This window comes from Rhodococcus sp. LMD (assembly GCF_056108245.1).
The window spans coordinates 4,311,954-4,338,154 of sequence record NZ_CM148557.1; the positions used below are offsets into that span (position 1 = coordinate 4,311,954).

Annotated in this window: 23 protein-coding genes and 1 pseudogene; 18 read left to right on the top strand and 6 right to left on the bottom strand. The window is 68.2% G+C overall.

What is annotated here, in order from left to right; genetic code table 11:
- The first annotated feature begins 16 nt into the window (after window positions 1-16).
- From ACWPQI_RS19630 to ACWPQI_RS19650, 5 genes are all read left to right on the top strand, one after another.
- Window positions 17-511: a flavin reductase family protein gene (locus ACWPQI_RS19630; protein ID WP_017679952.1), complete on the top strand. Its 495-nt coding sequence runs from the start codon at window positions 17-19 to the stop codon at window positions 509-511.
- Between the two features lie 5 nt (window positions 512-516).
- Window positions 517-1,764: a bifunctional 3,4-dihydroxy-2-butanone-4-phosphate synthase/GTP cyclohydrolase II gene (locus tag ACWPQI_RS19635; protein WP_040270261.1), complete on the top strand. Its 1,248-nt coding sequence runs from the start codon at window positions 517-519 to the stop codon at window positions 1,762-1,764.
- Between the two features lie 80 nt (window positions 1,765-1,844).
- Window positions 1,845-3,746: a helix-turn-helix domain-containing protein gene (locus ACWPQI_RS19640; RefSeq protein ID WP_053085926.1), complete on the top strand. Its 1,902-nt coding sequence runs from the start codon at window positions 1,845-1,847 to the stop codon at window positions 3,744-3,746.
- A gap of 96 nt (window positions 3,747-3,842) precedes the next feature.
- Window positions 3,843-4,895, top strand: coding sequence for a phosphotransferase family protein (locus tag ACWPQI_RS19645; protein ID WP_040270257.1), 1,053 nt, complete (start codon window positions 3,843-3,845; stop codon window positions 4,893-4,895).
- Window positions 4,896-4,921: 26 nt separating this feature from the next.
- Window positions 4,922-6,217 carry an acyl-CoA dehydrogenase family protein gene (locus tag ACWPQI_RS19650; protein WP_474738455.1) on the top strand — a complete coding sequence of 432 codons (1,296 nt, stop codon included), beginning with the start codon at window positions 4,922-4,924 and terminating at the stop codon, window positions 6,215-6,217.
- Between the two features lie 117 nt (window positions 6,218-6,334).
- Here the strand turns inward: ACWPQI_RS19650 and ACWPQI_RS19655 are convergent, their stop codons facing one another.
- Genes ACWPQI_RS19655 through ACWPQI_RS19670 form a run of 4 tightly spaced genes read right to left on the bottom strand, consistent with a single transcriptional unit; the run spans window position 6,335 to window position 11,419 of the window.
- Window positions 6,335-7,183 carry a universal stress protein gene (locus tag ACWPQI_RS19655; protein WP_225223195.1) on the bottom strand — a complete coding sequence of 283 codons (849 nt, stop codon included), beginning with the start codon at window positions 7,181-7,183 and terminating at the stop codon, window positions 6,335-6,337.
- Window positions 7,184-7,188: 5 nt separating this feature from the next.
- Entirely contained in the window at window positions 7,189-9,888 is a 2,700-nt protein-coding gene (locus ACWPQI_RS19660; RefSeq protein ID WP_474738456.1) for a cation-transporting P-type ATPase, read from the bottom strand.
- Between the two features lie 18 nt (window positions 9,889-9,906).
- A complete protein-coding gene (locus ACWPQI_RS19665) occupies window positions 9,907-10,554 on the bottom strand; it encodes a cytochrome c oxidase assembly protein (protein ID WP_017679948.1) in 648 nt (215 codons plus the stop codon).
- Window positions 10,541-11,419, bottom strand: coding sequence for an oxygenase MpaB family protein (locus ACWPQI_RS19670; protein ID WP_235593916.1), 879 nt, complete (start codon window positions 11,417-11,419; stop codon window positions 10,541-10,543). The genes ACWPQI_RS19665 and ACWPQI_RS19670 overlap by 14 nt, the downstream gene beginning before the upstream one ends.
- Before the next feature lie 228 nt (window positions 11,420-11,647).
- Here ACWPQI_RS19670 and ACWPQI_RS19675 point away from each other — a divergent pair.
- Window positions 11,648-12,891: pseudogene (locus tag ACWPQI_RS19675) on the top strand (integrase catalytic domain-containing protein).
- A 260-nt stretch (window positions 12,892-13,151) separates the two neighbouring features.
- Complete coding sequence (locus tag ACWPQI_RS19680) at window positions 13,152-14,066, top strand: LLM class flavin-dependent oxidoreductase (protein WP_010593344.1); 915 nt, start codon at window positions 13,152-13,154, stop codon at window positions 14,064-14,066.
- 186 nt (window positions 14,067-14,252) lie between these two features.
- Here ACWPQI_RS19680 and ACWPQI_RS19685 read toward each other — a convergent pair whose 3' ends face one another.
- On the bottom strand, window positions 14,253-14,804 hold the full coding sequence (locus tag ACWPQI_RS19685; protein WP_010593345.1) for a TetR/AcrR family transcriptional regulator: 552 nt from the start codon (window positions 14,802-14,804) through the stop codon (window positions 14,253-14,255).
- 165 nt (window positions 14,805-14,969) lie between these two features.
- On the opposite strand from ACWPQI_RS19685, the gene ACWPQI_RS19690 reads away from it, so the two are divergent.
- Entirely contained in the window at window positions 14,970-15,503 is a 534-nt protein-coding gene (locus ACWPQI_RS19690; RefSeq protein ID WP_474738457.1) for a thioesterase family protein, read from the top strand.
- Here the strand turns inward: ACWPQI_RS19690 and ACWPQI_RS19695 are convergent.
- Window positions 15,472-15,645: an AMP-binding protein gene (locus ACWPQI_RS19695; RefSeq protein WP_202637488.1), complete on the bottom strand. Its 174-nt coding sequence runs from the start codon at window positions 15,643-15,645 to the stop codon at window positions 15,472-15,474. The genes ACWPQI_RS19690 and ACWPQI_RS19695 overlap by 32 nt on opposite strands.
- A gap of 408 nt (window positions 15,646-16,053) precedes the next feature.
- Here ACWPQI_RS19695 and ACWPQI_RS19700 point away from each other — a divergent pair, with 408 nt between their 5' ends.
- From ACWPQI_RS19700 to ACWPQI_RS19745, 10 genes are all read left to right on the top strand, one after another.
- The gene (locus tag ACWPQI_RS19700; RefSeq protein ID WP_010593347.1) at window positions 16,054-16,857 is read left to right on the top strand and encodes an enoyl-CoA hydratase-related protein; all 804 of its coding nucleotides are present in this window, start codon (window positions 16,054-16,056) and stop codon (window positions 16,855-16,857) included.
- 106 nt (window positions 16,858-16,963) lie between these two features.
- Entirely contained in the window at window positions 16,964-18,100 is a 1,137-nt protein-coding gene (locus ACWPQI_RS19705; protein WP_474738458.1) for an acyl-CoA dehydrogenase family protein, read from the top strand.
- A gap of 32 nt (window positions 18,101-18,132) precedes the next feature.
- Complete coding sequence (locus ACWPQI_RS19710; RefSeq protein ID WP_010593349.1) at window positions 18,133-19,029, top strand: SDR family oxidoreductase; 897 nt, start codon at window positions 18,133-18,135, stop codon at window positions 19,027-19,029.
- Between the two features lie 104 nt (window positions 19,030-19,133).
- On the top strand, window positions 19,134-19,946 hold the full coding sequence (locus tag ACWPQI_RS19715; protein ID WP_010593350.1) for a PaaI family thioesterase: 813 nt from the start codon (window positions 19,134-19,136) through the stop codon (window positions 19,944-19,946).
- Window positions 19,947-19,994: 48 nt separating this feature from the next.
- A complete protein-coding gene (locus ACWPQI_RS19720; protein ID WP_010593351.1) occupies window positions 19,995-20,267 on the top strand; it encodes a WhiB family transcriptional regulator in 273 nt (90 codons plus the stop codon).
- 148 nt (window positions 20,268-20,415) lie between these two features.
- A complete protein-coding gene (locus ACWPQI_RS19725; RefSeq protein WP_010593352.1) occupies window positions 20,416-21,396 on the top strand; it encodes a quinone oxidoreductase family protein in 981 nt (326 codons plus the stop codon).
- Between the two features lie 106 nt (window positions 21,397-21,502).
- Entirely contained in the window at window positions 21,503-22,030 is a 528-nt protein-coding gene (locus ACWPQI_RS19730) for a MarR family winged helix-turn-helix transcriptional regulator (RefSeq protein WP_010593353.1), read from the top strand.
- Window positions 22,031-22,240: 210 nt separating this feature from the next.
- Window positions 22,241-23,395 carry an acyl-CoA dehydrogenase family protein gene (locus ACWPQI_RS19735; RefSeq protein WP_064065744.1) on the top strand — a complete coding sequence of 385 codons (1,155 nt, stop codon included), beginning with the start codon at window positions 22,241-22,243 and terminating at the stop codon, window positions 23,393-23,395.
- Window positions 23,396-23,422: 27 nt separating this feature from the next.
- Window positions 23,423-24,220 carry an SDR family NAD(P)-dependent oxidoreductase gene (locus tag ACWPQI_RS19740; protein ID WP_010593355.1) on the top strand — a complete coding sequence of 266 codons (798 nt, stop codon included), beginning with the start codon at window positions 23,423-23,425 and terminating at the stop codon, window positions 24,218-24,220.
- Window positions 24,221-24,456: 236 nt separating this feature from the next.
- Complete coding sequence (locus ACWPQI_RS19745; protein ID WP_010593356.1) at window positions 24,457-26,124, top strand: AMP-binding protein; 1,668 nt, start codon at window positions 24,457-24,459, stop codon at window positions 26,122-26,124.
- Window positions 26,125-26,201 lie beyond the last annotated feature (77 nt).

The following is a 26,201-nucleotide window of genomic DNA, read 5'->3' on the forward strand; positions in this document are numbered from 1 at the left end:
CCCGTCGGAGGACGAGATGAATCCAATTGCCGCCCAAGAGTTCACCGCCGAGTTCCGGGACGTGATGGCCAGTGTGTGCACCCCGGTGACGGTGGTGACCGCACTCGACGGTGCCCGCCCGCACGGCACCACCGTCAGCGCCTTCGCCTCGCTGTCGCTCGATCCTCCGATGGTCCTGGTGGCCCTCGACCGCGGGTCCGACCTGCTCACGGTCGTGCGGTCCGGAGGACGGTTCGGGGTCAACGTCCTCGGCCACGGCCAGGACGCCCTCGCCCTGACGTTCGCCCGCAAGGGCACCGACAAGTTCGACGGGGTCGACTGGTCGCTGTCGGCCGGGGTGCCGCGGGTCGACGCGGCGCCGGGGTGGTTGGCGTGCCGGGTCGCCGACCTCGTCGACGGCGGCGACCACGTCGTCGTCCTCGGGCACGTCGAAGCCGCCGCCCGCGTCGACCATCCGCCGCTGACGTACCACCGGCGCACCTTCGGCACCCACAGCGCAGAACAGGAGTAGTCGCCATGCCACGGACCAGCCCCGCTCAGGACGTCGAACTCGCGGTCGAGACCCTCGCCGCCGGCGGCATGGTCGTCGTCGTGGACGACGACGACCGGGAGAACGAAGGCGACCTCGTCGCGGCCGCCGCCACGATGACCGCCGAGCAGATGGCGTTCATCGTCCGGCACACCACCGGCATCGTCTGCGCGCCGATGACCGCGCACCGCGCCGACACCCTCGACCTGCCGCTGATGGTCGAACACAACACCGACGCGCACGGCACGGCGTTCACCGTCACCGTCGACCACGTCTCCACCGGGACCGGGGTCAGCGCGCAGGACCGGGCCGCGACCGTGCGGGCACTCGCCGACGACACGACCGAACCTGCGGATCTGCGCCGGCCGGGCCACGTCTTCCCGCTGCGCGCCCGCGAGGGCGGGGTGCTCGCCCGCGCCGGGCACACCGAGGCGACCGTGGATCTGCTGCGTCTCGCCGGGGCCGGAGACGTGGGGGTGATCGGGGAGATCGTCGCCGAGGACGGCTCGATGCGCCGCGGCGCCGATCTCGTCGCGTTCGCCCGGGAGCACGGCCTGCCCCTGCTGCGGATCGCCGACCTGGTGCGATACCGGGCTGCGACGGAGCCGTTCGTCGAGCTCGTCGCCGAGGCGACGATGCCCACCGAGTTCGGGGAGTTCCGGGCCGTGGCGTTCCGGTCGGTGCTCGACGGCACCGAGCATCTCGCGCTGGTCATGGGCGACGTCGCCGCCGCCGGACGCACCTCCGACGGGGTGCTGGTGCGGGTGCACAGCGAGTGCCTGACCGGCGACATCCTCGGTTCGCTGCGATGCGACTGCGGGGCGCAGCTCGAGCGTGCGCTCGCCGAGATCGCCCGGGAAGGGTGCGGGGTGCTCGTGTACCTGCGCGGCCACGAGGGCCGGGGCATCGGGCTGGCCCACAAGATCCGCGCGTACTCGCTGCAGGAGCAGGGCCTCGACACCGTCGATGCGAACCGGGCGCTCGGTCTGCCCGACGACTCGCGCAGCTACGGGGTGGGCGCCCGGATTCTCGCCGACCTGGGCGTGCGGCGGATGCGGCTGATCACCAACAATCCCGGCAAACTCGGTGGGCTGGAGGGCTATTCGATCGAGATCGTCGGCCGGGTGGCGTTGCCGACCGTCGTCACCGCACACAACGTGCGCTACCTGCGGGCCAAGCGGGACCGGATGGGCCACGAGCTCGACGGCGCACTGGCGACTGTGATCGCGACCTGATTTCCCGTAGATTGTGATAATGAACAACATCGACACGTGGCGGCGCCGCACCCTCGGGCGCCGGGAGATGAGGTAGACGCATGGCGCTGCCGAGCGGGAACGTCGAGCCGACGACGCCTGAGCACGGCCCCGCCCGTGCGACGGTCCCGACCGCCGCCCACGCGCCCACCCTGGTGGCCCACCCCGCGACCCGGCCCCGCGAACGCGACGTCATCACCGCGTTCGCCGAGATCACCGGGGAAGCCATCGGCGACGCCGACCTCGAACAGCTGCTGCGCTCGGTGTGCGTGAAACTGTGCACCGTGCTCGGGGTGTCCCGCAGTTCGCTCTACCTCAGACGCCCCGACGGCCGGTTCCGCGGCGCCGCGGGACACTGCGCCGACGAGGGTGACATCACCGAAGCCGTCAAGCGCCAGGAATCCGGGATCGCCGGCGACCACTTCAGCCGGGAGATCATCGAGACCGCCCGGTCGGTGCTCATCGAGGACGTCCCCAACGACCCGCGCCCCCATCGCCGGACCATGGAGCACTGGCGGGTCCGCGCCATGCTCGGGGTGCCGTTGGTGTTCGACGGAGAGGTCATCGGCCTGCTCTTCGTCGACAACAAGGATCTTCCCCGCCGTTACACCGCCGAGGACATCGAGATCGCCGAGATGTTCGCCCAGCTCAGCGCGTTGTTCCTCACCCAGGCGATGCTCAACTCGCGGCTGCGGGCACAGGCCTCGGAGATCACCCGCAGCCGCAACACGCTCGCCTACCTCGCGGACGTGCACCGCAAGCTCACCAACGCCGTGCTCGAGGGCGCCGACATCCAGCGCGTGGTGCGGCTGCTCAGCGACCTGTCGACCAAGCCCGTCGTCCTCTACGACGAGGACTTCCGGGTACTCGCCTGGGCGGCGCCGGTCACCCTCGGATTGGACCGCGCCCCGGTGATCTCGGAGCAGATCCGGCGCATGCCCTCGGTCGAGGCCGAACTCGCCGGCCTGAGCCCGGACCGGCCGTCGGCCGTGGTGCCGCCCACGTTGTCCGTCGGCCTCGGCCGCCGGCATCTGCTGTGCCGGCTGATGATCGAGGGCAAACCCAACGGCTACCTGGGCATCGTCGAGGTCGGCCGTTCGCTCGAGCAGGTCGACGCGAACATCGCCGAACACGGCGCGACGGTGCTGTCCCTGCAGATCCTCTCCGAACGCCGGCAGATCGAGACCCAGGGCCAGGCCCGCGACGACTACCTGTCGGATCTGCTGCGCAACACCCGCGACAAGGAACACCTGGTGCGGCGCGGCCCGCAGTTCGGTATCGACCTCACGTATCCGCACGTGCTGGTCCGGTTCACCCTCGCGGCGAACCAGCGGATGTCCGCCTCCGCCGCGCAGCGTCTGGTCACCCGCCGCTTCCAGGAGGTGCTCGGGATCGACGAGCCGGCGGCGGTGAAACTGCCCGGCAGCGTGATCGTCCTCGTGCCGCTGCCCGACGGTGGCTGCGCGGAGGAACTGCAGCGGGTGCGCGACGCGGTGTCGCGGATCCGCGCGTCGCTGCAGCCGCAGCTGGCGACCGGCGCCACCGTCATCTCCGGTGTGTGCCGGGAGGTCACCGACTTCTCGCAGGCCGCCCGGGAGATGCGGGAGGTCGCCGAGATCGCGCGGTCGTTCGAATGGTCCGCCGGGGTCCTCGACGTCACCGAGCTCGGACTGTTCCGGCTGGTCGTCAGCTCCGGCCGGGTCAAGGAGGCGGTGCACTTCGCGCACGAGTACCTGCACGCCGTGCAGACGGCCGACGACGGCGTCCTGCTCGACACGTGGCGCGCGTTCGTCACCGCCGAGGGGCGGGTCCAGGGCGCCGCACAGACGCTGGACGTGCACGAGAACACGGTGCGCTACCGGATGGGCAAGATCAAGGAACTGACCCGGCTCGATCCGGCCAGTCTCGACGTCATGCTCTCGGCGCGGCTCGCCTTCCAGATCCTCGACTTCTCCGGCCGCTGACCAGCGCGGACCCTACTCCCACGGCGGTTGTGGAAACCCACAACGAGCGACGAAAGCCGCACTGCCCCCACCGGACCCGGCCGATACCGTCGTGGTATGCCGACCGATACGACAGACAGCGAACTGACGGGGATCGATCTCCCCGCGCTGCGCGACTGGATGGACGCAAGCGGCCTCGGTGCCGGCGACCTCACCGAGGTCTCCCCGATCGGCGGCGGAACGCAGAACATCATGCTCGCGTTCGAGCGGGCGGGAACCCGCTACGTTCTCCGCCGCGGACCGAAACACCTTCGCCCGCACTCGAACCGGATGATGCTGCGGGAGATGACCCTGCTGCGTGCCCTGGCCGGGACCGCGGTGCCGCACCCGAGCTTCATCGCCGGGTGCGAGGATACCGACGTCCTCGGCGCCGTCTTCTATCTGATGCACGCTGTGGACGGCTACAACGCAGCGGAGAGCCTGTCCCCCGCCCACGCCGCCGACCGGGACACCCGCCGTCGCATGGGCCTGGCAATGGTCGACGCGCTCACCGAACTCGGCCGGGTCGACCCTGCCGCGATCGGTCTGACGGGATTCGGACGCCCGGAGGGGTTCCTCGAACGGCAGGTGGGCCGCTGGACCAGCGAACTCGAGTCCTACACGCTGCTGTCCGGATATCCCACGGTGCTGCTGCCCGGCGTCGACCGCCTCGCGTCGTGGCTCGACGACAACCGGCCCCGGCAGTGGACACCCGGCATCCTGCACGGCGACTACCACGTCTCCAACGTCATGTTCGATCGGATCGCCCCCACGGTGAATGCGATCGTCGACTGGGAGATGGCCACCGTCGGCGATCCGCTGCTCGACCTCGGCTGGATGCTCGCAATCTGGCCCGAGACCGACGGCGAGCCCGACCTGCTCGAAAGCCGCCTCGCCGACGCCGGTGGACTGCCCACCCGTGCGGAACTGGTGCGGCGGTACGCCGAGAACACCGACCGCGATCTCGCCGCCCTCGACTGGTACACCGCGCTGGCCGCGTTCAAACTCGGCATCATCCTCGAAGGCACCTACGCCCGCGCCTGTTCCGGGCAGGCCCCCCGCCCGGTCGGCGACCGGCTGCACCGGTACGCCCTCCACCTGTTCGAGCGCACCCTGCGCTTCCTCGACTGACCCGCCGACCCCGGAGGTAGACACACATGGCATGGGATTTCTCCACCGAACCCGAATTCCAGCAGAAGCTGGACTGGATGACCGCCTTCGTGCGCGAGGAGATCCGTCCGCTCGAAACCCTCGAGCTGACCTGGCCGCAACTGCTCACCGCGATTGCGCCGCTGCAGCAGAAGGTCAAGGCGCAGCAGCTGTGGGCCGCGCACCTCGACCCCGAACTCGGCGGACAGGGCTACGGCCAGGTCAAGCTCGGTCTGATGCACGAGATCCTCGGTTCGTCACCCCTCGGTCCGATCGTGTTCGGCTGCCAGGCACCGGATTCCGGCAATGCGGAGATCCTCGCCGCGGTCGGCACCGACGACCAGAAGCGCCGCTGGCTCGACCCGCTGCTCGCCGGTGAGAAGTACTCGGCCTTCGCCCTGACCGAACCGGACAACGCCGGCGCCGACCCGACCAACCTGCAGACCACCGCCGTCCGCGACGGCGACGACTGGGTGCTGAGCGGCGACAAGTGGTTCATCAGCAACGCCTCGACCGCCGACTTCGTCATCGTCGTCGCAGTCACCGATCCCGACGCCGAGCGACACCGCCGCGCCTCACAGTTCATCGTCCCCATCGACACCCCCGGCCTGGACGTGGTGCGCGACATCGCCTCGATGGAGAACCCGTCGCCGCGCGAGAACACCTACGGCTCGCACTGCGAGGTGACCCTGCGCGACGTGCGGGTCGGTGCCGACGCGCTGCTCGGCAATCCCGGCGACGGCTTCCTCATCGCCCAGAAGCGGCTCGGCCCCGGCCGCATTCACCACTGCATGCGGTGGATCGGCCAGGCCAACCGCGCCTTCGACATGATGTGCGAACGCGCCACCTACCGCTTCGCGCACGGCAGCGTCCTCGGCGAGAAGCAGACCGTGCGCAACTGGATCGCCGACTCCGCCGCCGAGATGCAGGCGCTGCGGCTGATGACGCTGCAGGCCGCCTGGGTGATCGACACCCAGGGCACCAAGGCGGCCCGCAAGGAGATCGCCATGATCAAGTACTTCGGCGCGAAGATCCTCCACGACATCATCGACCGGGCCGTGCAGACCCACGGCTCCCTCGGCTACAGCTCCGACCTGCCGCTCGACTTCATGTACCGCGCGGCGCGCGCCGCGCGGCTCTACGACGGCCCGGACGAGGTGCACCGCGACACCGTCGCCAAGCTGATCCTGCGTGACTACGAGGCGCCGGCCGACCGGATTCCCACCGAGCACGTGCCCACGCGGCGCCGCGCCGCACAGGAACGCTACGCCGCACTGTTCGACGAGGTGCTCGCGTCTGTGTGAGGCTGGGCGCGCCCCCCGCGCCCGAGCGTGCACTTCTCGTGACGACACGCCGGGCGGTGGCACGAGAAGTGCACGCTTGCCGGAACATTGGGCGCCAACGCTACGGACGGGGCCCGATCACCTGGCGCGAGCACCGGTGTCCGGCACCACCAGGACGTCCGTGGTGGCGTGTCGCAGCACGTGCTGGGCGACGCTGCCGAGCACTGCGTATTCGAGGGCGGAACGCTCCCCGGTTCCGACGACGATCAGCTCGGCGCGATGCTCGGCTCCGATCTCCGGAATCATCGAGGGCGCATGGCCGGATTCGATGCGGGTGTCGGCGGGCTCGGGGATCAGGGTCGCGGCGAGTTCGTCGAGGTGGAGGCGGATCTGTTCGGTGCTGACGTGCCGCAGCTGCGCCAGCGCGGCGTCGTCGGCGCCGTGCAGTCGCATGAGTTGTTCGCCCATCACGACGGACACGTGTACGAGAACGTGGTCGGCCTCGGGGGTCCAGGCTGCGGCGGTGTGGGCGGCCGAGGTGGCGGCACGAGAGGTGTCGACGGCCAGGAGGACGGTCCGGTAGGGGCCGGCCGGTGGATTCTTGACCACCAGTACGGGCGCGGTGCTGGTGCCGACGAGACGTTCGGCGGTGCTGCCCGGCAACGCTCCGGCGAGCCGGCGGGCTCCGTGCGCGCCGACGACCAGCAGGTCGGTGTCGCGTTCCCGGGCGAGGGCGCCGACGGTGGAGGCGACCTCACCGGCCCGGACCACGCCCTCGATGTCCCCGCCGCAGCGGCGCAGATGGTCCGTCAGGAGAGTGTGCGCGCGCCGCGTTGTTTCCGGTGCGGCCGGGGACGGCACGACCTGCACGGCGGTGAGCTGCGCGTGGTGCTCGCGGGCGAGTTGTGCAGCGCGGCGCACCGCGTCGGCCGCGCCGTCGGACAGGTCGGTGGCGACCAGGATGTGCCGAAGAGGGGACGTGTCCATCGTGCTCACGACTCGGCACGTCGGGCACGGATGCGGCGGACCACCCACTTCTCCGCCTCGGCGACGAAGAAGACCGTCAGCCCGACGCCGAGCACCTTCGCCCACTCCACGAGCGTCAGTCCCGCGGAGCCGAACACGGTCTGGAAGAACGACGTGTAGGTGTAGAGCAGCTGCAGCCCGATGCAGGCGGTGATCGCACCCAGCACGTAGCGGTTGCCGAACAGCCCCTCCCGGTTCAGGACCGAGCCCTCGATGCGGCGGCTGTTGATCAGGTAGAACATCTCGGCCACGACGATCGCGTTGACCGCGATCGTGCGGGCCACCTCCACAGTCGTACCCGCTTCCAGCTCCCACAGGAACAGCCCCAGCGCGCCGGCCATCATGAGCACCGACACCATCGCCACGCGCCACACGAAGAACGCCGACAACAGCGACTCGGTGGGCGGACGCGGCAGCCTGCGCATCACGGACGCCTCGGTCGGTTCGAACGCGAGTGCCAGGCCCAGGGTGCTGACCGTGGCCAGGTTGATCCACAGCACCTGGGCCGGGGTGAGCGGCAGCGTCAGCTGGAACAGGATCGCGGCGATCACCACGAGTGCTTCGCCGCCGTTGGTGGGCAGCATGAACAGCACGAACTTCTTGAGGTTGTCGTAGACGCCGCGACCCTCGCGCACCGCCGCGGCGATCGTCGCGAAGTTGTCGTCCGCCAGCACCATGTCGGCGGCTTCCTTGGCGGCCTCGGTGCCGCCGGCACCCATCGCCACACCGACGTCGGCGCGGGTGAGGGCCGGGGCGTCGTTGACGCCGTCGCCGGTCATCGCCACCACGTGGCCGTTCTCCTGCAGTGCCCGCACCAGGCGCAACTTGTGTTCGGGGCTGGCCCGGGCGAACACGTCGGTGTCGGCGACCACGCGCCGCAGCGCAGGTTCGTCGAGTGCTTCGATCTCGGCGCCGGTGACGGGCCGCGAGCCGATGCCCAGTCCCATCTGGGTGCCGATCTCAGCGGCCGTGTCGGCGTGATCGCCGGTGATCATCTTGACCGTGATGCCCGCCCGGTGGCATTCGCGGACCGCGACGACGGCTTCCTCGCGGGGCGGGTCGATGATCCCGACAAGCGCGAGCAGGGTGAAGTCGTGCTCGGCGTCCTCGAAGTCGAGGGTGGCACCGACGGCGTCGCGGTCCCGGTAGGCCAGGGCCAGCACGCGCAGTCCCTGCGTGGCGGTCTCCGTCGCGCGGGTGCTCCAGTAGGCCGTGTCGACGACGGTCCGCGAGCCGTCCTTCTCGAGCTGATGGGTGCACGCCGCGAGCACCTTCTCCGGCGCGCCCTTGAGGAAGATCCGCTCGTGCACATCGTCGTCGGCGCGGTGCAGGGTGGCCATGAATCGGTGTTCGGATTCGAAGGGCACGACGTCCAGACGCGGCCAGGCGTGCTCGGCGTCCTGCTGAGTCAGCCCCGCCTTGCGTCCGAGTACGAGCAGCGCCGCCTCGGTGGGGTCGCCCTCGATCTGCCATGCCCCGTCCACGTCGAGCAGGCGCGCGTCGTTGCACAGCACACCGGCCCGCACGGCCAGATCCAGCGGGGGGACGGATGCCCGATCCGCGACGGTGCCTTCGCCGGCGGTCAGCGCCCCGACCGGGGCGTAGCCGATCCCGCCGACGTCGATGCGGTGGTGCGCGCACAACACCTTCTGCACGGTCATCTCGTTGCGGGTGAGCGTGCCGGTCTTGTCGGAGCAGATCACGGTGACCGAACCGAGCGTCTCGACCGCCGGTAGTCGCCGGATCACCGCGTTGCGCCGGGCCATCCGCTGCACCCCGAGCGAGAGGGTGACCGTCATGATCGCCGGCAGCCCCTCGGGGATGGCCGAGGCGGCGAGCGCGACGACGAGGGTGAACATCTGCGCCGGGGATTCGCCGCGCCACGCGATTCCGAGTACGAACGTCGCCGCAGCGACGACCAGGATGACCACGGCCAGCCACCGGGCGAACCGGCCGATCTGCCGCAGCAGCGGCGTCGTGGTCTTCGGGATTCCGGCGAGGAGGGCATTGATGCGGCCGAGTTCGGTGTGGACACCGGTGGCGGTGACCACGCCGTCACCCTGCCCGAACACGGCAACGGTTCCGGCGTAGGCGGCCGACCGGCGGTCCCCGAGTTCGCTGTCCGCGTGCACCGGGCGGGACGTCTTGTCCACCGGGACGGATTCCCCGGTCAGGGCCGCCTCGTCGACTCGGAGTTCGCGCACGCGGATCAACCGCAGGTCGGCGGGCACCCGGTCTCCGGAGACGAGCCGGACGACGTCGCCGGGCACCAGGTCGGCCGCGGGGAGATCGACGATCCGTCCGTCCCGGTGCACGCGGGCGCGGGGTGCGAGCATCGCCCGGATCGAGTCGAGCGCCGATTCGGCCCGCCCCTCCTGCACAAATCCGAGGAGCGCATTGATCACGACGGCGGCGAGCAGCACCGCCGTGTCGATCCAGTGCTGCAGGAACGCGGTGATGACCGCGGCGCCGAGCATCACGTAGAGCAGGACGTTGTGGAACTGCCGTAGCAGCCGCCACCACCAGCGGTCCGACGGGGGACGCGGCAGCTCGTTCGGACCGTGCTCGGTCAGCCGCCGCTCCGCTTCGTCCGAGCTCAGCCCGGTCGGCGAGGTGCCCAGACGATCCAGCGTTGCGGTGGTGTCGAGCGCGTGCCATTGGTGCATTACTTGCACTTTACCAAATCAGTTGTGGCGGGTGCTGAATCTTCGCGCCGAGGGCGCGCGCACGGAGAGGACCGACCGGGTCGGCAAGGGCTGACGTCCGTCAGGATCGACGGCGCGTGCCGTCTCGTCACGAACCGGCCGAGGACGCCACGTGAACAGCAGCGCGACGGCGAGGAGCAGTTCAGCGATGTCCCCGCCGTAGTACATGAGCTCGCCGGCTCCCCGCAGCTGCGCCGCGGGAACCGGAACCTGGACGAACAGTTCCGCGTACATCACCTGAAAGATGACGGCGTGCGCGGTGATCGCGAGACCGAGCACCACGAGCCGCACCGGCACGGAGGGACGGCGCGGGGCGGGATCCGGGCCGGCGACGACCCACGCGAACAGGCAGCCGGCGAGCAGGAAGTGGACGTGGACGAGCACGTGCAGCAACTCGTTCCGGGTGGTCGCGACGTAGAGCGGCGAGAAGTACAGAACCGCCAGACCGCCGACGTTGAGGGCCAGGGCGACGAAGGGATTCGCGACGAGGTGCACGGGCGAGGAGCGCAGTACGCGGCCGATCGTGCGGCCGCGCGCCGGGGACACCGACCGCAGGACGAGGGTGATCGGGGCGCCGAGCACCAGACCGAGCGGGGATGTCGGGCGCTGCGGGTCAGTGCCGGGCACTGCCCACGGTCTCGTGTGTCCCCGTGTAGTGCATGGGGCTGTCCAACCGGTGCGCCGGCGGCAGGTTGCGGTCGGGGGTGTGCACGACGGGTGCGTCCGCCGGGACGCGGCCCCGGGCCCGGTCCCAGCCGGCGCGAGCGCGCGGATGGTAGCGGTAGCGCCGGGGAACGAGCTTCTCCCCCAGCCCGATCGATCGGCCGACGAGGCGGTGCAGGCGCTGCTCCCGGCGTGAGAAGGTATACCCGAGCAGGTCGCGCACCGCCGGATCGTACAGGCCGATCGTCAGCCAGAGGAACCCGTGGGTCACCGGCGGCCGCAGCACCGCCCATACGCTCGCGGGCATCCACCGCAGGAACGGCGGCCGGCCCAGGTGCGAGAGGTCGAGCACGTCGCGGGTCGCCTTGTTGTCCTCGAGCACCTCGCGGCACATGCGGTCCCAGTAGCGCAGGAAGTCCTCCCAGCTGTCGGGGACGGGCCGCATCGACATCCCGTAGAGCCGGTACCACTGCACGTGCTCGTCGAACAGCCGGTGCTTGTCGGCGAGCGGGAGCGGGCCGTCGAACCATTCGATCGAGACGACGAGGCTGTAGAAGAACGTCGAGTGCGCCCAGTAGAACGTGTCGGGGTCGAGGGCGTGGTAGCGCCGGCCCTGCTTGTCGATCCCCTTGATCGTGTCGTGGTAGCCGCGCACCCGCGTGGCGGTCTCCGGGGCGCGCGGCCCGTCGAAGACGACCCCGTAGATGGGGTACAGCGAGCGGTACAGGCGTTCCCAGCGCTCGTCGAAGAACTGGGAGTGCTCCTCCACGGCCGCGCCGAGACCGGGGTGCATGTTCTGCATCGATCCGGCCCACGGCCCGAACACCATTCCGCGCCAGCCGCCGAAGTACTTCCACGTCAGGTTGTCGGGCCCGAGCGGCACGAGCTCAGTTTGACTACGCACGTTGTCAGTTTGAGGGCGGGGCACGGAGGGTGTCAAGGGCGCGCGTTGACTCATCCAAAATGCGCGCGTAGAGGTAGTCGTTGCCTCAAATGAGAATGCGCGCGTACGGTGCGCCTGCCGTGTCCGGCCTGGGCCGGGCGGTAGGCCCGGACGATGGGGCTGTCGATGAGTCAACGCAAGGCCGTGACCAAGACGATCGCGACGCGGTACGCCCGGGCCGACAAGGCCACCAAGGGTGTCATCCTCGACGAGTTGTGTGCCACGACCGGCTGGCACCGCAATCACGCCCGCAAGGCGTTGATGCAGGCGTTGCGGCCCACCGCGGTCAGGCGACGCACCCCGAGATCACCGAAGTACGGCTCCGACGTGATTGCGGCGCTGCGGTTCTGCTGGGCGGTGCTCGGTGCGCCGGCGGGCAAGCGCCTCGCGGCGGTGCTGCCGGACCTGGTGCCGATCCTGCGTCGGTTCGGCGAGTTGAGCATCGACGACGCCACCGCAGAGTTGTTGGTGTCGATGTCGGCGGCGACCATCGACCGCCGGCTTGCCGAGGACCGGCGAAGGCTCGATCCGAAAGGCAGAGCGCACACCAAGCCGGGGTCGGGTGCTCGAGTCGCAGATCCCGATCCGCACGTGGGCGCAGTGGGGCGACGCCGTGCCCGGGAACGCGCAAGATCGACCTGGTCGGGCACGAGGGCGGCAACGCGGTCGGCGACCATGCCTACACGTTGACGGTCACCGACATCGCCACCGGGTGGACGGAGAACCGGAGCGTGCCGAACAAGGCGCGCAAGTGGGTGCTCGCCGCCCTCGAGGAGATCGCCGGCATCCTGCCGTTCCCGATCCGCGGGGTCGACTCCGACAACGGCAGCGAGTTCATCAACCATCACCTGCTCGCCTGGTGCGCGCAGCGGCAGATCACCTTCACCCGGTCCCGGCCCGGCAACTCCAACGACGGCGCGCACGTCGAGCAGAAGAACTGGGCGATTGTACGGACCGTGGTCGGCTACCACCGCTACGACACATCGGCAGAGTTGTTGGTGCTCAACGGTATTTGGGTTCTTCAATCGAGTCTGTCGAACTTCTTCTGCCCGCAGCAGAAGCTGATATCGAAGGTACGTGACGGGGCGAAGGTGACCAAGAAGTACGACACCGCGACCACTCCGCATCGTCGCGTCGAGCGGCACGATGCCGTCACCGCCGAGGACAAGGCGATCCTCGCCGGCACCTACGTCACGCTCAACCCGGCAGCGATCCAGCGGCAGATTCAGGCCCTGACCGCCGAGCTGCTCACGCTCACCACCGCCAAGGCCGGCCCGGGGCGTACCCCCATCGTCGAGCCCTCCTCCAGGCGCGCATCCTTGAATGAGTCAACGAAGCGCACCTCGCGCGCATCTTGACGTGAGGCAATAGGGGGCGCGCGGACTTGCTCGCATCTTCGGAATCGGCCCACGCCAGGCCATGTGCGGATGCCGGAGGGGCGGACAAGTTCGGCCGCAGCGTCGGGAACGGCGATCGGTCGGCACGCAGTGCTTGCTCCTGTCGAACCGCGCTGATGCCGAGCCGGGGATCGACACGTCGATCGACACCCGCGAGGCGCCCTCTTGCCACTCGACGATTTCGGACCTATGGTCAGTCCAATACTTCGGAAGGGGGTCGCGTGACCGTCCAAGTCGGTTTGTCGATCACAGATTCCATACTGGTTCCCGACCCGCTCGCCCGGCGACGACTGCTCGCGTCCGTCGCCGATGCCGGGTTGGACCACATCACGGTCGGGGATCACATCAGTTTCCACGGCGGTACCGGCTTCGACGGGACGGTCTCCGCCACCTCGGTGCTCGCAGCCCACGACACGCTCTCCGTCGTCATCGGCGTCTACCTGCTTGGGTTGCGGCATCCGATGCTCGCAGCTCGACAGATCTCGACCATCGCGCAGCTCGCCCCAGGGCGGTTGATCCTCGGCGCGGGAGTCGGCGGCGAGGACCGATCGGAGATCTCCAACTCCGGAGTGGACCCACGCACCCGGGGTCGCCGCTTGGACGAAACACTCGAGGTTCTCCGGGCATTGTTGTCCGGCGAAGAGGTCACCCACACCGGAGAGTTCTTCACCCTCGACCGTGCCCGGATCCTGCCCGCGCCCCAACCGACCGTGCCGATCGTCATCGGCGGCCGAGGCGACGCCGCGATCCGTCGAACCGCGAAGTACGGCGACGGATGGCTCGCCATCTTTTCGACGCCCCGCCGATTCGGCGAGACACGCACCGCGATTCTCGACGCTGCCGCCCGCGAGAACCGCACGCTGAGCACCTTCGGAGTCAACGTGTGGTGCGGACTCGACGACGACGCCGCCACGGCCGACCGCCTGGTGGGCGAGCAGATGCAGGCCCTCTACCACCTTCCCCGGGACAAGTTCCGGCACCTGGCACCGGCCGGCACGCCCGAACAGGTCGCCGAGTGGCTGCGCCCGTTCGTCGACGCAGGAGCGGACAGCATCACGCTCATCCCCGCCGCAACCTCGATGGAGGCATCCGTCGAGCACGCCGCCGCCGTGCGGAAGCTGCTCGTCGAGAGCTGATCGCCGCACCTCGGGATCCGACTCCGCACACACCGCCTCGCAGCGCAGTTCGTCGGTGAAGCCGACCTGGACGACAAAGATACGAGCGCCGTGACAACGTGATCGTTCGGCGGCGGAACCACCTCGCCGACCACCGCGCCGATCGCCGACGAGCATCGGCCCCAGGGAGTCGGGCAGCGACGGTGGTCAGCCACGGAAGGCGTCGAGCCCCTCGTTCGTGAGACGGACGATCAGGTCGGCCAGCCCGGGGGTGCGGCTGACCTTGGTCGGCCAGTAGGCGATCGAGAAGATCGTGCCCAGGCAGGTCTGGGTCGCCACGGCGACCTCCGCCGGTGTCGCCCGGGGGAGACACCGGGCCACCGCGGTTTCCCAACAGCCGACATAGAGCTTGCGCCGGCGATTGACCTTGCGGCGCCAGGGGTCCACGAGTGACCGGTCTTCACGCTGGGTCACATTGACCAGGTGTCGGTGCCGGATCGCGAACTCGACATGATGGCGGACCAGACGCTCGAAGTCGCTGTCGGCGTCCTCGTCCATGGGCTCCGCGGCGCGGATCAGCTCGTCCATCGCCTCGTCGAACAGGGTGGCCAGGATTTCGTCCTTGCCGGAGAAGTGCCGGTAGATCGCCGGCCCGGTGAGTCCCGCACGAGCACCCAGCTCGTCAACGCTCGTTCCGTGGAATCCCTTTTCGTAGAACAGTTCTGCGGCGATGTCAAGAATCTTCCGGCTCCTGTCCACTCGCCGAGTTTAGCACGATGTGTGAACGATCGTTATACTGCGGGAACGCTTCCGGCCGTGCGACGCGGGCCGAGCGACAGGGACGGCGCATGCCGACGGTCGCGCCTCGAAGGCATGGACGCGCCGGCAACCGACCGCCGTCAGGATGCACCCGTCAGGAGACCGATGACCGCCACCGTCACCCTGCCCACCTACGACCAGGTCGTTCGTCTTCCTCGCGAGTACGGCCCGTTCGTCGTCCCGCCGGACTTCGAGGACGCCAACGGTCACATGAACATCCGGCACTACCTGGATCTGGGTGCCGAAGCGATCGACACCGCGTTCCGCAGGATCGGTCTCACCGACGACTACCGGGCCACACGCAGGCAGGGCTTCTTCACCGCGGAGCATCACCTGAAGTACTACGCGGAAGTGCACGTCGGCCACCGAATCTCGGCCTACTTCCGGGTCGTCGAACGCTCCGACAAGATCATCCACGGCATAGCCCTGCCCGTCGACGACACGGCCGAGGCGCTGGCGAACACACTCGAGGTCGTCGCACCCCATGTCGACCTCACCACCCGGCGCGTCGTTCCGTTCGCCCCGGACGTCGCGGAGGCAGTCGATCGGGAACTCGCGGCCACCGAGGAGGTCGGCTGGCCGGCGCCGCTGTGCGGAGTGATGGGGATCAGGTCGCGGCGGAATCGAGCCGGTCGATGACCGGCACCACGACGAGACCGGCCTTGGCGATACCGAACATCGTCACCACAGCCTCGACGGAGTTCGCGTAGTAGAGCAGAACGCGTTCGCCGGCGGCCAGACCCGCCGGTCGAGCAGGTCGCCCACGGCCATCCGATTCCAACGCTGATCCGCGTAGCGGGCGTGCAGTGTCGTGACGTCGAATTCCATGAAGTTCATTCTCCGTGGATGAGGGCATGGCGGAACGCGCCCGGTCGGGAGCACAGCGACGAGCGAACCCTACGGTCGGTCGGTCCCCCGCGACGCACCTCGAACCGGTCGCGAATGTCGATTCCTGCAGGTAACTCCCGCGAGGATTCGACCGGGATCGTCCTCCGCCCCGGTTCAGCCGTGGGCATACTGCGCGGTTCCCCCCTCGGCCTCGGGCCGCAGCTCGCAACCCACCCCTTGAAAACGATCGTTAACGCGGATACATTTGTCATACGGTCGGACCAAACCCGACGACCCCGTCCCCGCGACCTGTTCTCGCGGCGACGGCGAGCCACCAGAGCAGGAAGGGACCAGCAGGTCGATGACTGATTTCACCGCATTCACGGACGTGACGTACGAGGTCGACAACGGGCTCGCCTGGATCACGATCAACCGGCCGGATCGCTACAACGCCTTCCGCGCCCGCACGGTCGACGAGCTCGTCAAGGCCTTCAAGGCGGCTTGGGGCAGCTCGGAGGTCGGCGCCGTCGCACTCACCGGCGCCGGCGAGAAGGCCTTCTGCTCGGGCGGCGACCAGAAGCAGCGCATGGAGACCGGTGACTACGGCCCGTCCGACAGCGGCCTGTTCGAGGTCGAGGCCCTGCACCGTGTCATCCGGGACACCCCGAAGCCCGTCATCGCCGCCGTCAACGGTGTCGCCGTGGGCGGCGGACACGTGCTGCACCTGCTGTGCGACATGTCCATTGCCGCCGAGCACGCCATCTTCGGACAGAACGGCCCGCGGGTCGGATCCTTCGACGCCGGCCTGGGCACCGGTTACCTGGCCCGCGCCATCGGCGAGAAGCGGGCGCGGGAGATCTGGTTCATGTGCCGCCGCTACAGCGCCCAGCAGGCCCTGGAATGGGGTCTGGTCAACAAGGTCGTGCCCGCCGACCAGCTCCGCGCCGAGGTCCGGGCGTGGGCCGACGAGATCCTGCAGCTCTCCCCCACCTCGCTCAAGGTGCTCAAGCAGTCGCTCAACGCCGACACCGAGCACTTCATCGCCCAGGGCAACATGGCCTACTCCACGCTCAAGCTGTTCGGTGAGTCCGCCGAGGCACTCGAGGGCATCAGCGCGTTCAACGAGAAGCGCAAGCCCGACTTCTCGAAGTTCCGCGGCGCCTGACCGCCCCCAGCTCCCGGGCGGCGGGACACCACCGTCCCGCCGCCCGGTGACCTACCTTCCCGATTCTGTCGTCCTCCCCGGTCCTTCACAGAGAGCAGTTGTCGACATGCGCTTCAGCCGAGAACAACAGGAGTTTGCACTCGCGGTCCGCGAGTTCTGCGACGCCGAGTGCAAAACTCTTCAACAACGCGATGCTCTCACCGCGGACGGCACCGTGGCCAACAGCCAGGTCATCCTCGACAAGTTTGCGGGGCTCGGCTGGCTCGCGGTGTCGTTGCCCGAGGAATTCGGCGGTGGCGGCGCCGGGATGATCGAGGAGTGCATCTTCCTTGAGGAGACCTCTCGCGGCCTCGCCCCCATCACCGGTTACTCGACCGGCCTGACCGCCGCCCAGACGTACCTGCGCTACGGGACCGAGGAGCAGAAGCGCACGATCGTCTCGAATATGGCCGCGGGCAAGCTCGAGGCGATCGCCCTGAGCGAGCCCGGGGCGGGATCCGACCTCGGCGGCGTCCGCATCAAGGCCGAACTCGTCGACGACCATTACGTGATCAACGGCCAGAAGACGTGGATCTCCGCAGCCCACGTCGCCGAGCACGTCCTGCTGCTCGCCCGCACCGACTCCTCCGGTTCCAAGCACGAGGGTCTGACCCTGTTCATGGTGCCCACCGATACTCCGGGCCTCGAGATCCACGGTATTGCCACCATGGAGGCCCGCACCTGCAACGACCTCTACTTCACCGACGTGGCCGTCCCGGTCACCGCAGTGGTCGGCACTCCGAACCAGGCGTGGCGCCACCTCATGCGCGGCCTGAGCGTCGAGCGGCTCATCATCGCCACGATGTCGCTCGGTGCGGCCGAACGCGCGCTCGACGACGTCATCGCGTTCGTCACCGAACGCGAGCAGTTCGGTCGCAAGGTCGGCAGTTTCCAGGCGATCCGTCACCGCATCGCCGACCTCGCCACCGAGATCGCCTTCGCGAAGTCCTTCGTCTACGAGGTCGCCGAACGCATCGACGCCGGTGAGGAGGACAATCTCAACCGTGAGGGCTCGATAGCCAAGCTCAAGTGCACCGAGATCGCGAAGAAGACCACCCTCGAAGCCATGCAGATGATGGGCGGCTACGGCTACACCCGCGAATACGGGATGGAGGAGCAGGTGCGTCGATCCCTCGCACCGACGATCTACGGCGGCACCAACGAGATCCAGCGCGAAATCATCAGCAAGAGCCTGGGACTGTGATTCCCGATCCCCCGACCGATAGGACCCCTGGCATGACCACCTCCCCGTTCACGTCCGAGGCTCTCGCCGGCAAGCGAATCCTCATCACCGGCGGCGGAACCGGCCTCGGTCGCGGCGTCGCCCGCCACCTGGTCGACCACGGCGCCGACGTCCACCTCTGGGGTCGCCGGCCCGCCGTCCTCGAAGAAGCCGCCACCGAGGCGTCCGTCTCGCGACCCGGCTCGGTCCACTGGCAGACCGTCGACGTCCGCAACGCCGACCTGGTGTCGTCGGCGATGGACGAGATCTGGACCCTGCACGGCCCGCTCACCGGCGTGATCAACAACGCCGCCGCCAACTTCATCGCCCCCACCGAATCACTCAGCCCGCGAGCCTTCGAGGCCGTCACCTCCACCGTGATGAACGGGTCGTTCAACACCACCCACGCCGCCGGTCGCCGCTGGATCGAGGGCGGCACCAAAGGCGTGGTCCTGTCCACGCTGACCACCTGGGTGTGGAGCGGCTCGGCGTTCGTCGTCCCCTCCGCGATGGCCAAGGCGGCCGTGCATTCGATGACGATGTCCCTCGCGGTCGAATGGGCGCGTTACGGAATCCGCCTCAACGCTATGGCCCCGGGTCCGATCCCCACCGACTATGCCTGGGAGATGCTCAACCCCACCGACAAGAGCGCGGTCGGCGCCACTCAGGCCGACCAGGTCCCGATGGGGCGGATGGGCACCATCGAGGAACTTGCCAACCTGACGATCTTCCTGCTGTCCGACGCCTGCGACTACCTCACCGGCCAGACCATCGCCATGGACGGCGGCCAGATGCTCGCCGGCCCCGGCACTTTCGCCGGTCTGACCTCCATGACCGACGCGGACTGGGCCGCCGCACGCGAACGCAGTAAGGCCGCAAGCGAGACCGCCAAGGCTCAACGCGGCGTCTGAGCTTCCCACCCCGACGGGCCTGACCGCCGGAGACCACTCTCCGGCGGTCAGGCCCTCGGGCGCGTTCCCGCACTCGGCGACACCGCACGTCCGTCAGGAGAGCCATGACCACCGACAACCCCACCGCGCTCCGATTCTTTTCCACCGGCGCCGAAAGACTGTTTCGAGTCGCCGACGTGACCGGGGACGACACCAACGGGTACACCGAAATGGTCACGGGGCCATGGCTTGCCGACGAACTCGGACGACCGTGCCGAGGAACTCTCGGTGTCGCGATGGACGACGTGATGGGACATCTCGTCAATGGAATGACCCCCGAAGGATTCTGGGCCGTGAGCACCGAAATCCATCTCGACTTCGTAGCGGACCCACCGGTCGACGGATCGGTTCTCCGCGCCGAGAGCTGGGTTCTCGGTCGAGGGGCGCAGACGGGGCTGGCCGGTGGTCGGGTCGTCGACGCGCACGGCCGTCTGATTGCGTGCGGGTCCACCCGCCTTCAGACCGTGCCGCTCACCGACCCACCGGGCGCACCCGTGGTCTCCCCCGACGACCTGGACTCTCGACTCCGTGCCCACTCGATCATCGACCTGCTGGGGGCAGAGCACGCGCGGGGGGCCAATGGGATCGAGTTCGGCCCGTCTCCGACGCTCGCGAATCCGATGGGCAACATCCACGGCGGTGTGCTCCTGTGCGCCTCCGAGATCACGGGTTCGGCCGCGCTACCCACCGACGCGGAGTTCCGCACCACCTCGATCCACATCTCGTATCTGCGCCCGTGTCCGTCGGACGAACCCGTCACCTTCGCGCCGAAGGTTGCGCACCGGGGTCGCAGCCTCGGGATCGTCGAGGTCTCCAGTCGCACCACAGCCGGAAAGACGTGCACCACCGCCACCATCACCTGCAGTGCGGTCCACTGACCGGCGGAGGACACCCCTTCCGACCCGCAACAGCCCCAGGGAGTGCTCATGACAGCCTCGGTCGTCGTCGCCGTCGCGGACTGGCAGCGGGACGGCCGCTGCCGGGATGCGGACCCCTCGCTGTTCTTCGGACCGGAGAACGAATCCGGTCACGAACGAGCGCTGCGCGAAACCGAGGCGAAGCGCGTGTGTCAGCCATGCCCCGTGCTTCTCCGATGTCGACAGCATGCACTGGCCCACTTCGAGCAGTACGGCATCTGGGGCGGCCTGACCGAGATCGACCGCAAGCGACACCGACGACCGCTGTGGAGATCCTCGTAGCCAGCGGGGGTGAGGCCGGAACGAACCGATCCCGACGGCGCCCACCGGCTCGTCCCTCGGATCGGCGCCGGTGAGGAGCGCGGCCTGCCCGTCGCCACAACGCAGGGGTGTGCAGTATCGTGCAAATGGTACGACCGAAAGGATCTTTATGGACGCCGTGGTGATGCAGGAGTTCGGGGGACCCGATGTCTTGAGGTGGCAGTCGGTCCCCGATCCGACAACCGGCCCGGGGTGGGTCACCGTCCGACTGAAGGCCGCCGCACTCAATTGGCACGACGTCCTGGTGCGACAGGGCAAATACTCGTCACCCCTGCCCCACATTCTCGGCGCGGACGGCGCGGGTATCCGCACGGACACCGGCGAGGACGTCCTCGTGCTCCCGTCGCTGTGGTGGGGCGATCGTGAAGCGGCCCCAGGGGCGCAGTGGGAGATCCTCGGGGATCACCAGCGCGGCACCTACGCCGAGTTGGTCCGAGTCCCGAAGGACTGCGTCGCTCCCAAGCCCCGCAACCTCACCTGGGAGCAGGCCGCTGCACTGCCCCTGGTCGGACTCACCACGTACCGCGCCCTGTTCACACGCGGCCGACTCCGCGCCGGCGAAAACATCCTGGTTCTCGGCGCCGGTGGCGGCGTCGCGACCATGGCCGTGATGCTCGCGGCCGCCGTGGGTGCGCGCGTCACCGTCACCTCCTCGTCCACCTCCAAGATCGCGCAGGCGCAAGAGCTCGGTGCGACGAACGGCGTGTTGTACACCGACCCGGCATGGCCGGACGCCGCGCGCCGACTCTCACCCCGCGGCCGGGGCTTCGATCTCGTCCTGGATTCCGTCGGGACGTGGGAACAGTCCGTCGCAGCATTGCGGCCGGGTGGTCGATTGGTCGTGCTGGGGGCATCACGCAGCGAACGCGCCACCCTCGACGTCCGCCCGTTCTACTTCGGGCAGTACGAACTGATCGGGACCACGATGGGCAGCCCGCACGACTTCAGGGGCCTGTTACGTCTGCTGGACGCCGAAACCGTTCCCCCACTGCCCATCAGCGCGGTGTTCCCTCTCGCCGAAGCGGCCGCCGCACACAAGCACCTCGAACAGGGAAGCGGGTTCGGGAAGATCGTTCTCTCGAACAGCTGAGAGCCGTTCGCACGCCGGCAGTCCATGCCCATGTCGCTATCATCGAATCCCGATACGACCGGCTGTCGGTCCGAGACGCGATTCGGCGACGACGAGAGGACGCGCAGTGGCGAGTGAACGGCCGGCCCCTGCCGACGACAGCCGCGACGTGATCGACTGGATGCGCGCCGAGTGGACGGAACGGCGGGATTCGGGCGAACTGGAATTCGCCACTACGATGGCCCTACTGCGTACGCACCAGTGGATCGTCCGCGCCATGGATCAGGAACTGCGCTCGCTCCGATTGTCACGCAACGCCTACCTCATTCTGACGTCGCTGCAACTCTCCGAGGACCGAACCCGCCCGCTCGGAAAGCTGAGCAAGTACCTCATGGTCCATCCCACCACGGTATCGATGGCCGTCGACCAACTCGAAAAGGCCGGCCTCGTCGAACGCCACGCTCATGCGACGGATCGCCGGACCGTTCTCGCCACTCTCACCCCAGCCGGCATGGACGTGGTCGAGGAAGCGAACGATCGACTCGCCGGCGCCCGGTTCGGTCTCGCCTCGGTCGACACCGAGACACTGGAATCCCTGATCGCACACCTGCAGCTCGTCCGCCGCGCCGTCGGCGACATCGAGACCGGCCACTGAGCGACTGAACCTTTCGCGGCAGTAGCAGTCGTGTGCCGCGCTTCTCCGGCTCCCGCCCCACACCCCTTGCCAGAACAACTCTATCGACCTACTATTCAAATCTAGAGTTCTTTCCCGGCAGGGAACAGGTCCACCCGCCTTCACATTGCGCGTCAACGCTTCCCTCGCCGTGATCACCCCCGATCGAATCACGCACAGGAGCACTCTCCGATGGTTTCCTTCGCATTCACCGACGAGCACGAGGAGTTCCGAAAGACGCTGACAGCGTTCAGCGACCGCGTTCTCCTCCCCGGCTACCGCGACCGAGCAGCATCGACGGACTTTCCCTTCGACATCCTGAAGAGACTCGGCGACATCGGCCTACTGGGCATCGGGCTACCCGAGCAGTACGGCGGGACCGGCACCGAAGATCCGATTCTGCTCGGAATCGCCACCGAGACTCTCGCATACGGCGACGTGAACATGGCATCGGCTCCCGTACAGATCGGTCTGGTCGCCTCCCAGCTGGCGCTGTGCCGGGACGAGGTCCAGGAGCGTTACCTTCCACCACTGATTCGCGGCGAACAGACCGTCGCCATAGCCTTGACCGAGCCGGGGTCCGGATCCGACGCGAGCGCCCTTCGCACCACCGCCACCGCCGTGGCGGGCGGGTGGCGCCTGACCGGTGAGAAGACCGCGATCTCGTGGGCGATGAACGCCACCGCGGCACTCGTCTATGCCCGCGAGCCCGGATCGGAGCGGGCGCGGGGCGTCAGCTGCTTCGTCGTCCCGCTCGACGCGGACGGAGTCACCGTCAGCCACATGCCGGGCATGGGTTGCCTCCCGCTGGGCTGGGGAAGCATCCACCTGTCCGACGTCTTCGTCCCCGAATCGCATCTCGTCGGCGAACTCGGCAAAGGCTTCCACTCGGTCATGGAGCATTTCGACTTCAGCCGTGCCGCCCTCGGGCTGATGTGTCTCGGAGCCGCGAAGCAGAGCCTCGAGGAGGCCGCCGACTACGCCCGGCATCGGGAAACCTTCGGGCATCCTCTCTCCGAACACCAAGGCCTCGCATTCCAATTCGCAGAACACGCCACCTACCTCGAGGGTGCCCGCTGGATCTGCTATCGGGCGCTGTGGCTGCGGGAAACCGCTCAACCGCACACCGCCCTCGCGTCGATGAGCAAGTGGTGGCCGCCCGTCGTGGCCAAGAACGCGATCGAGTTCGCCATGCGGGTCCACGGAAACCTCGGTTACTCGACCGAATCACCTCTGCAGCAGAGATACCGCGACGTCACCGCCTACCTCGTCGCCGACGGCACGGCCGAGATCCAGAAGCGCGTCATCGCCAAGGACATCTTCGCCCGCGGCACGGTATCTCTCTGACCCACCACTCCCGAACGGAATACACGAATGAGCACGCCTGACATTGCAGCACCGAAGGAACTGAAGGACAGCAGCGCCCTGGTCGTGGGAGGCACAGCCGGAATCGGCCTGGCGACCGCCGTGGGTCTCGCCCAGTCCGGGGTACCGCGGATCATGATCGTCGGTCGCGGATCGGAACGTGGAGCTGCTGCCCGAGAACGTATCTCGTCCGCCAACTCGTCGTGCGACGTGACCTTCCTGTCCGCCGATGCGACCACCGTCGACGGCGCCGCGCACATCGCGTCCGAGGCCGAACGGGTCCTGGACGGCGTCGACATCCTGGTCTCCACGACAGCCGCCGACACCCGGCCGGAACTCTTCGCGAACATCCCCACCGACGACATCGCACGCATCTTCAACCAACTCGCACTGCCGTGCATGTACCTTGCGAGCGAAATCGTTCCGCACATGTCGGCAAGGAAGTCCGGGGTGATCATCAACGTCGCCTCGGATGCCGCGAAGACCGCCACGCCCGGCGAAGCGGTCATCGGAGCAGCCAAGGCGGCGATCGTCATGTTCACCCGAACCCTGGCTATCGAAGCCAAGCGCAACGGGATCCGAGTCAACGTCCTGACCCCGTCACTGGTCGCCGGAACCGGCTCGACCGAGCGGATCACCTCCGACGGATTCAGCGCCAAACTGTTCGCCAAGGCCGCCCAGCAGGCCCACCTCGGCGTCCCCGAATCCGAGGACCTGGCAGCACTCGCGGTCTTCCTCGCCTCCCCCGCCGCACGGCGGCTCACCGGACAGGCGATCAGCGTCAACGGGGGGATATCCGCGGCCTGAAAATTACCTCCGAAGCGAAGACCCGACCCTGTTTCACCATCAACCACGCCGCTGGGGGTAGGGCGCGTTTGCGCCACTCCCGGCCTCTCATCCCATCGGGGCAACTTCTTCCCCCTCGAGGCTGAGATCGCGTCCGAATCGTTCTCTTCCCCATTCCCGGTCGACATCATGGTTCGACTGACAACTTCGGCCCGCTTCCGCCCTGCGGAGGGGCACCTGAAAGCAAGGATCCGCACATGGACGTCGTGGAGCACAGACGGGCAATCCTTCCCGAGGACCGCTACAGCGCGAGCACTCTGCACGCGTTCCGCTCGAACGGCTACTGGCGTGACGAGAGCCTGACCGAACACGTCGACCGCTGGGCGGAGGTCGACCCGGGTTTCGTCGCCGTCACCGACGGCTATGCAGCGCTCACCCGCAGCGAACTTCGCGCACAGGCGTACCGACTGGCGGCGTCTCTGAGAAGACTCGGAATCTCCGCTGGCGACCGGGTGCAGGTGCAGCTGCCGAACTGGAACGAATTCGTCGTCATCTATGTGGCCGTGGCCCGGATCGGCGCCGTTCTGGTGCCGACGATGCCGGTTTACCGACATGACGAGGTGCGCTACGTCCTCGAGCACTCCGGTGCCAAGATCTCCTTCGTCACCGAGGAGTTTCGCAAGTTCCGCTATGCCGACATGTTGACCGACGTCCGTCGGGAAGTGCCCGGCCTCGAGCACGTCGTCGTCGTACGCGGGGCGGTAGGCGTCGGAGAGCTCTCGTTCGATTCGCTGATCGCCGGCAACCATGTGCCCGGTAACGACGAGCTCGGATCGCCACCGTCGGCCGATGCCGCCCACGCGATCATCTACACCTCCGGGACGGAATCACGTCCGAAAGGTTGCCAGCACACGTTCAACACCCTGTCCTTCACCGTTTACGGTCTCGGTCGTGAGGTGATGGGCCTGAATTCCGACGATGTGGTCTTCATGCCTTCCCCGGTGACGCATGCGACCGGGCTCGCCGTGGGCGTGGCGACACCGTTGATCCTCGGAAGCGGAATTCACCTTCTCGACGTGTGGGAGCCCAACGAGGGACTTCGACGTATCGCGGAGTACAGGACGACCGTCAGCATGGCCGCGACGCCGTTCCTCCAGATGGGGCTCGGGGCGATCGAGGCCGGCGCAGTTCACGACCTGAGCTCGATGCGACTCTGGGTGAGCGCCGGGGCCCCGATCCCGGAAACCCTACTGCGGAATTGGAAGGCGGCGCTCCCCGATTGCACCCTCCTTCCGGTGTACGGCAGCAGTGAGGGACTCCTGGTGACAGCCGTGCGCATCGACGATCCCGTCGAGAGGGTGCTCTCCTCCGACGGGCGGGCCTTCGACGGCGTCGATCTCGAGGTCCGCGACGAAGAGGGGACCGTCCTGCCGGCAGGCGAGGAAGGTCAGATCTTCTACGGAGGACCGGGCATCTTCCTCGGATACTGGCGTGATTCCGAGCGCACGGCCGCGTCGGTCGACGGCCGTGGGTTCCTCGCGTCCGGTGATCTCGGCCGCGTCGATGCGGACGGCTATCTCCGGGTCACGGGACGAATCAAGGACCTCATTATCCGTGGAGGCATGAACATTTCGGCACGGGAGGTGGAGGAGCACCTCTTGGCGCATCCGCGGATCGTCGCGGCAGCTGCGGTGTCGATGCCCGACGCCCGCCTCGGCGAGAAGGTGTGCGCCTTCATCGTCGTCAACGACTCCGCGCCGACTTTGGAGGAGGTGGCCGACTTCCTCCGGAACGAACGCAAGGCCATGATGCAGAAGATTCCGGAAAAGCTTGTGGTTGTGGATCAACTCCCTACCACCGCGACCGGAAAGATCCAGAAGTTCCTCCTCCGCAAGCAGGCAGCCGAATCGGTTACCGACGCCTGATCGGCTACCGCCGCCCGGGGCGGCTCATCGGGAGCCGGCCTCGGACGGCAGGCCACGAAGGAGTTGTGCACTTCGAG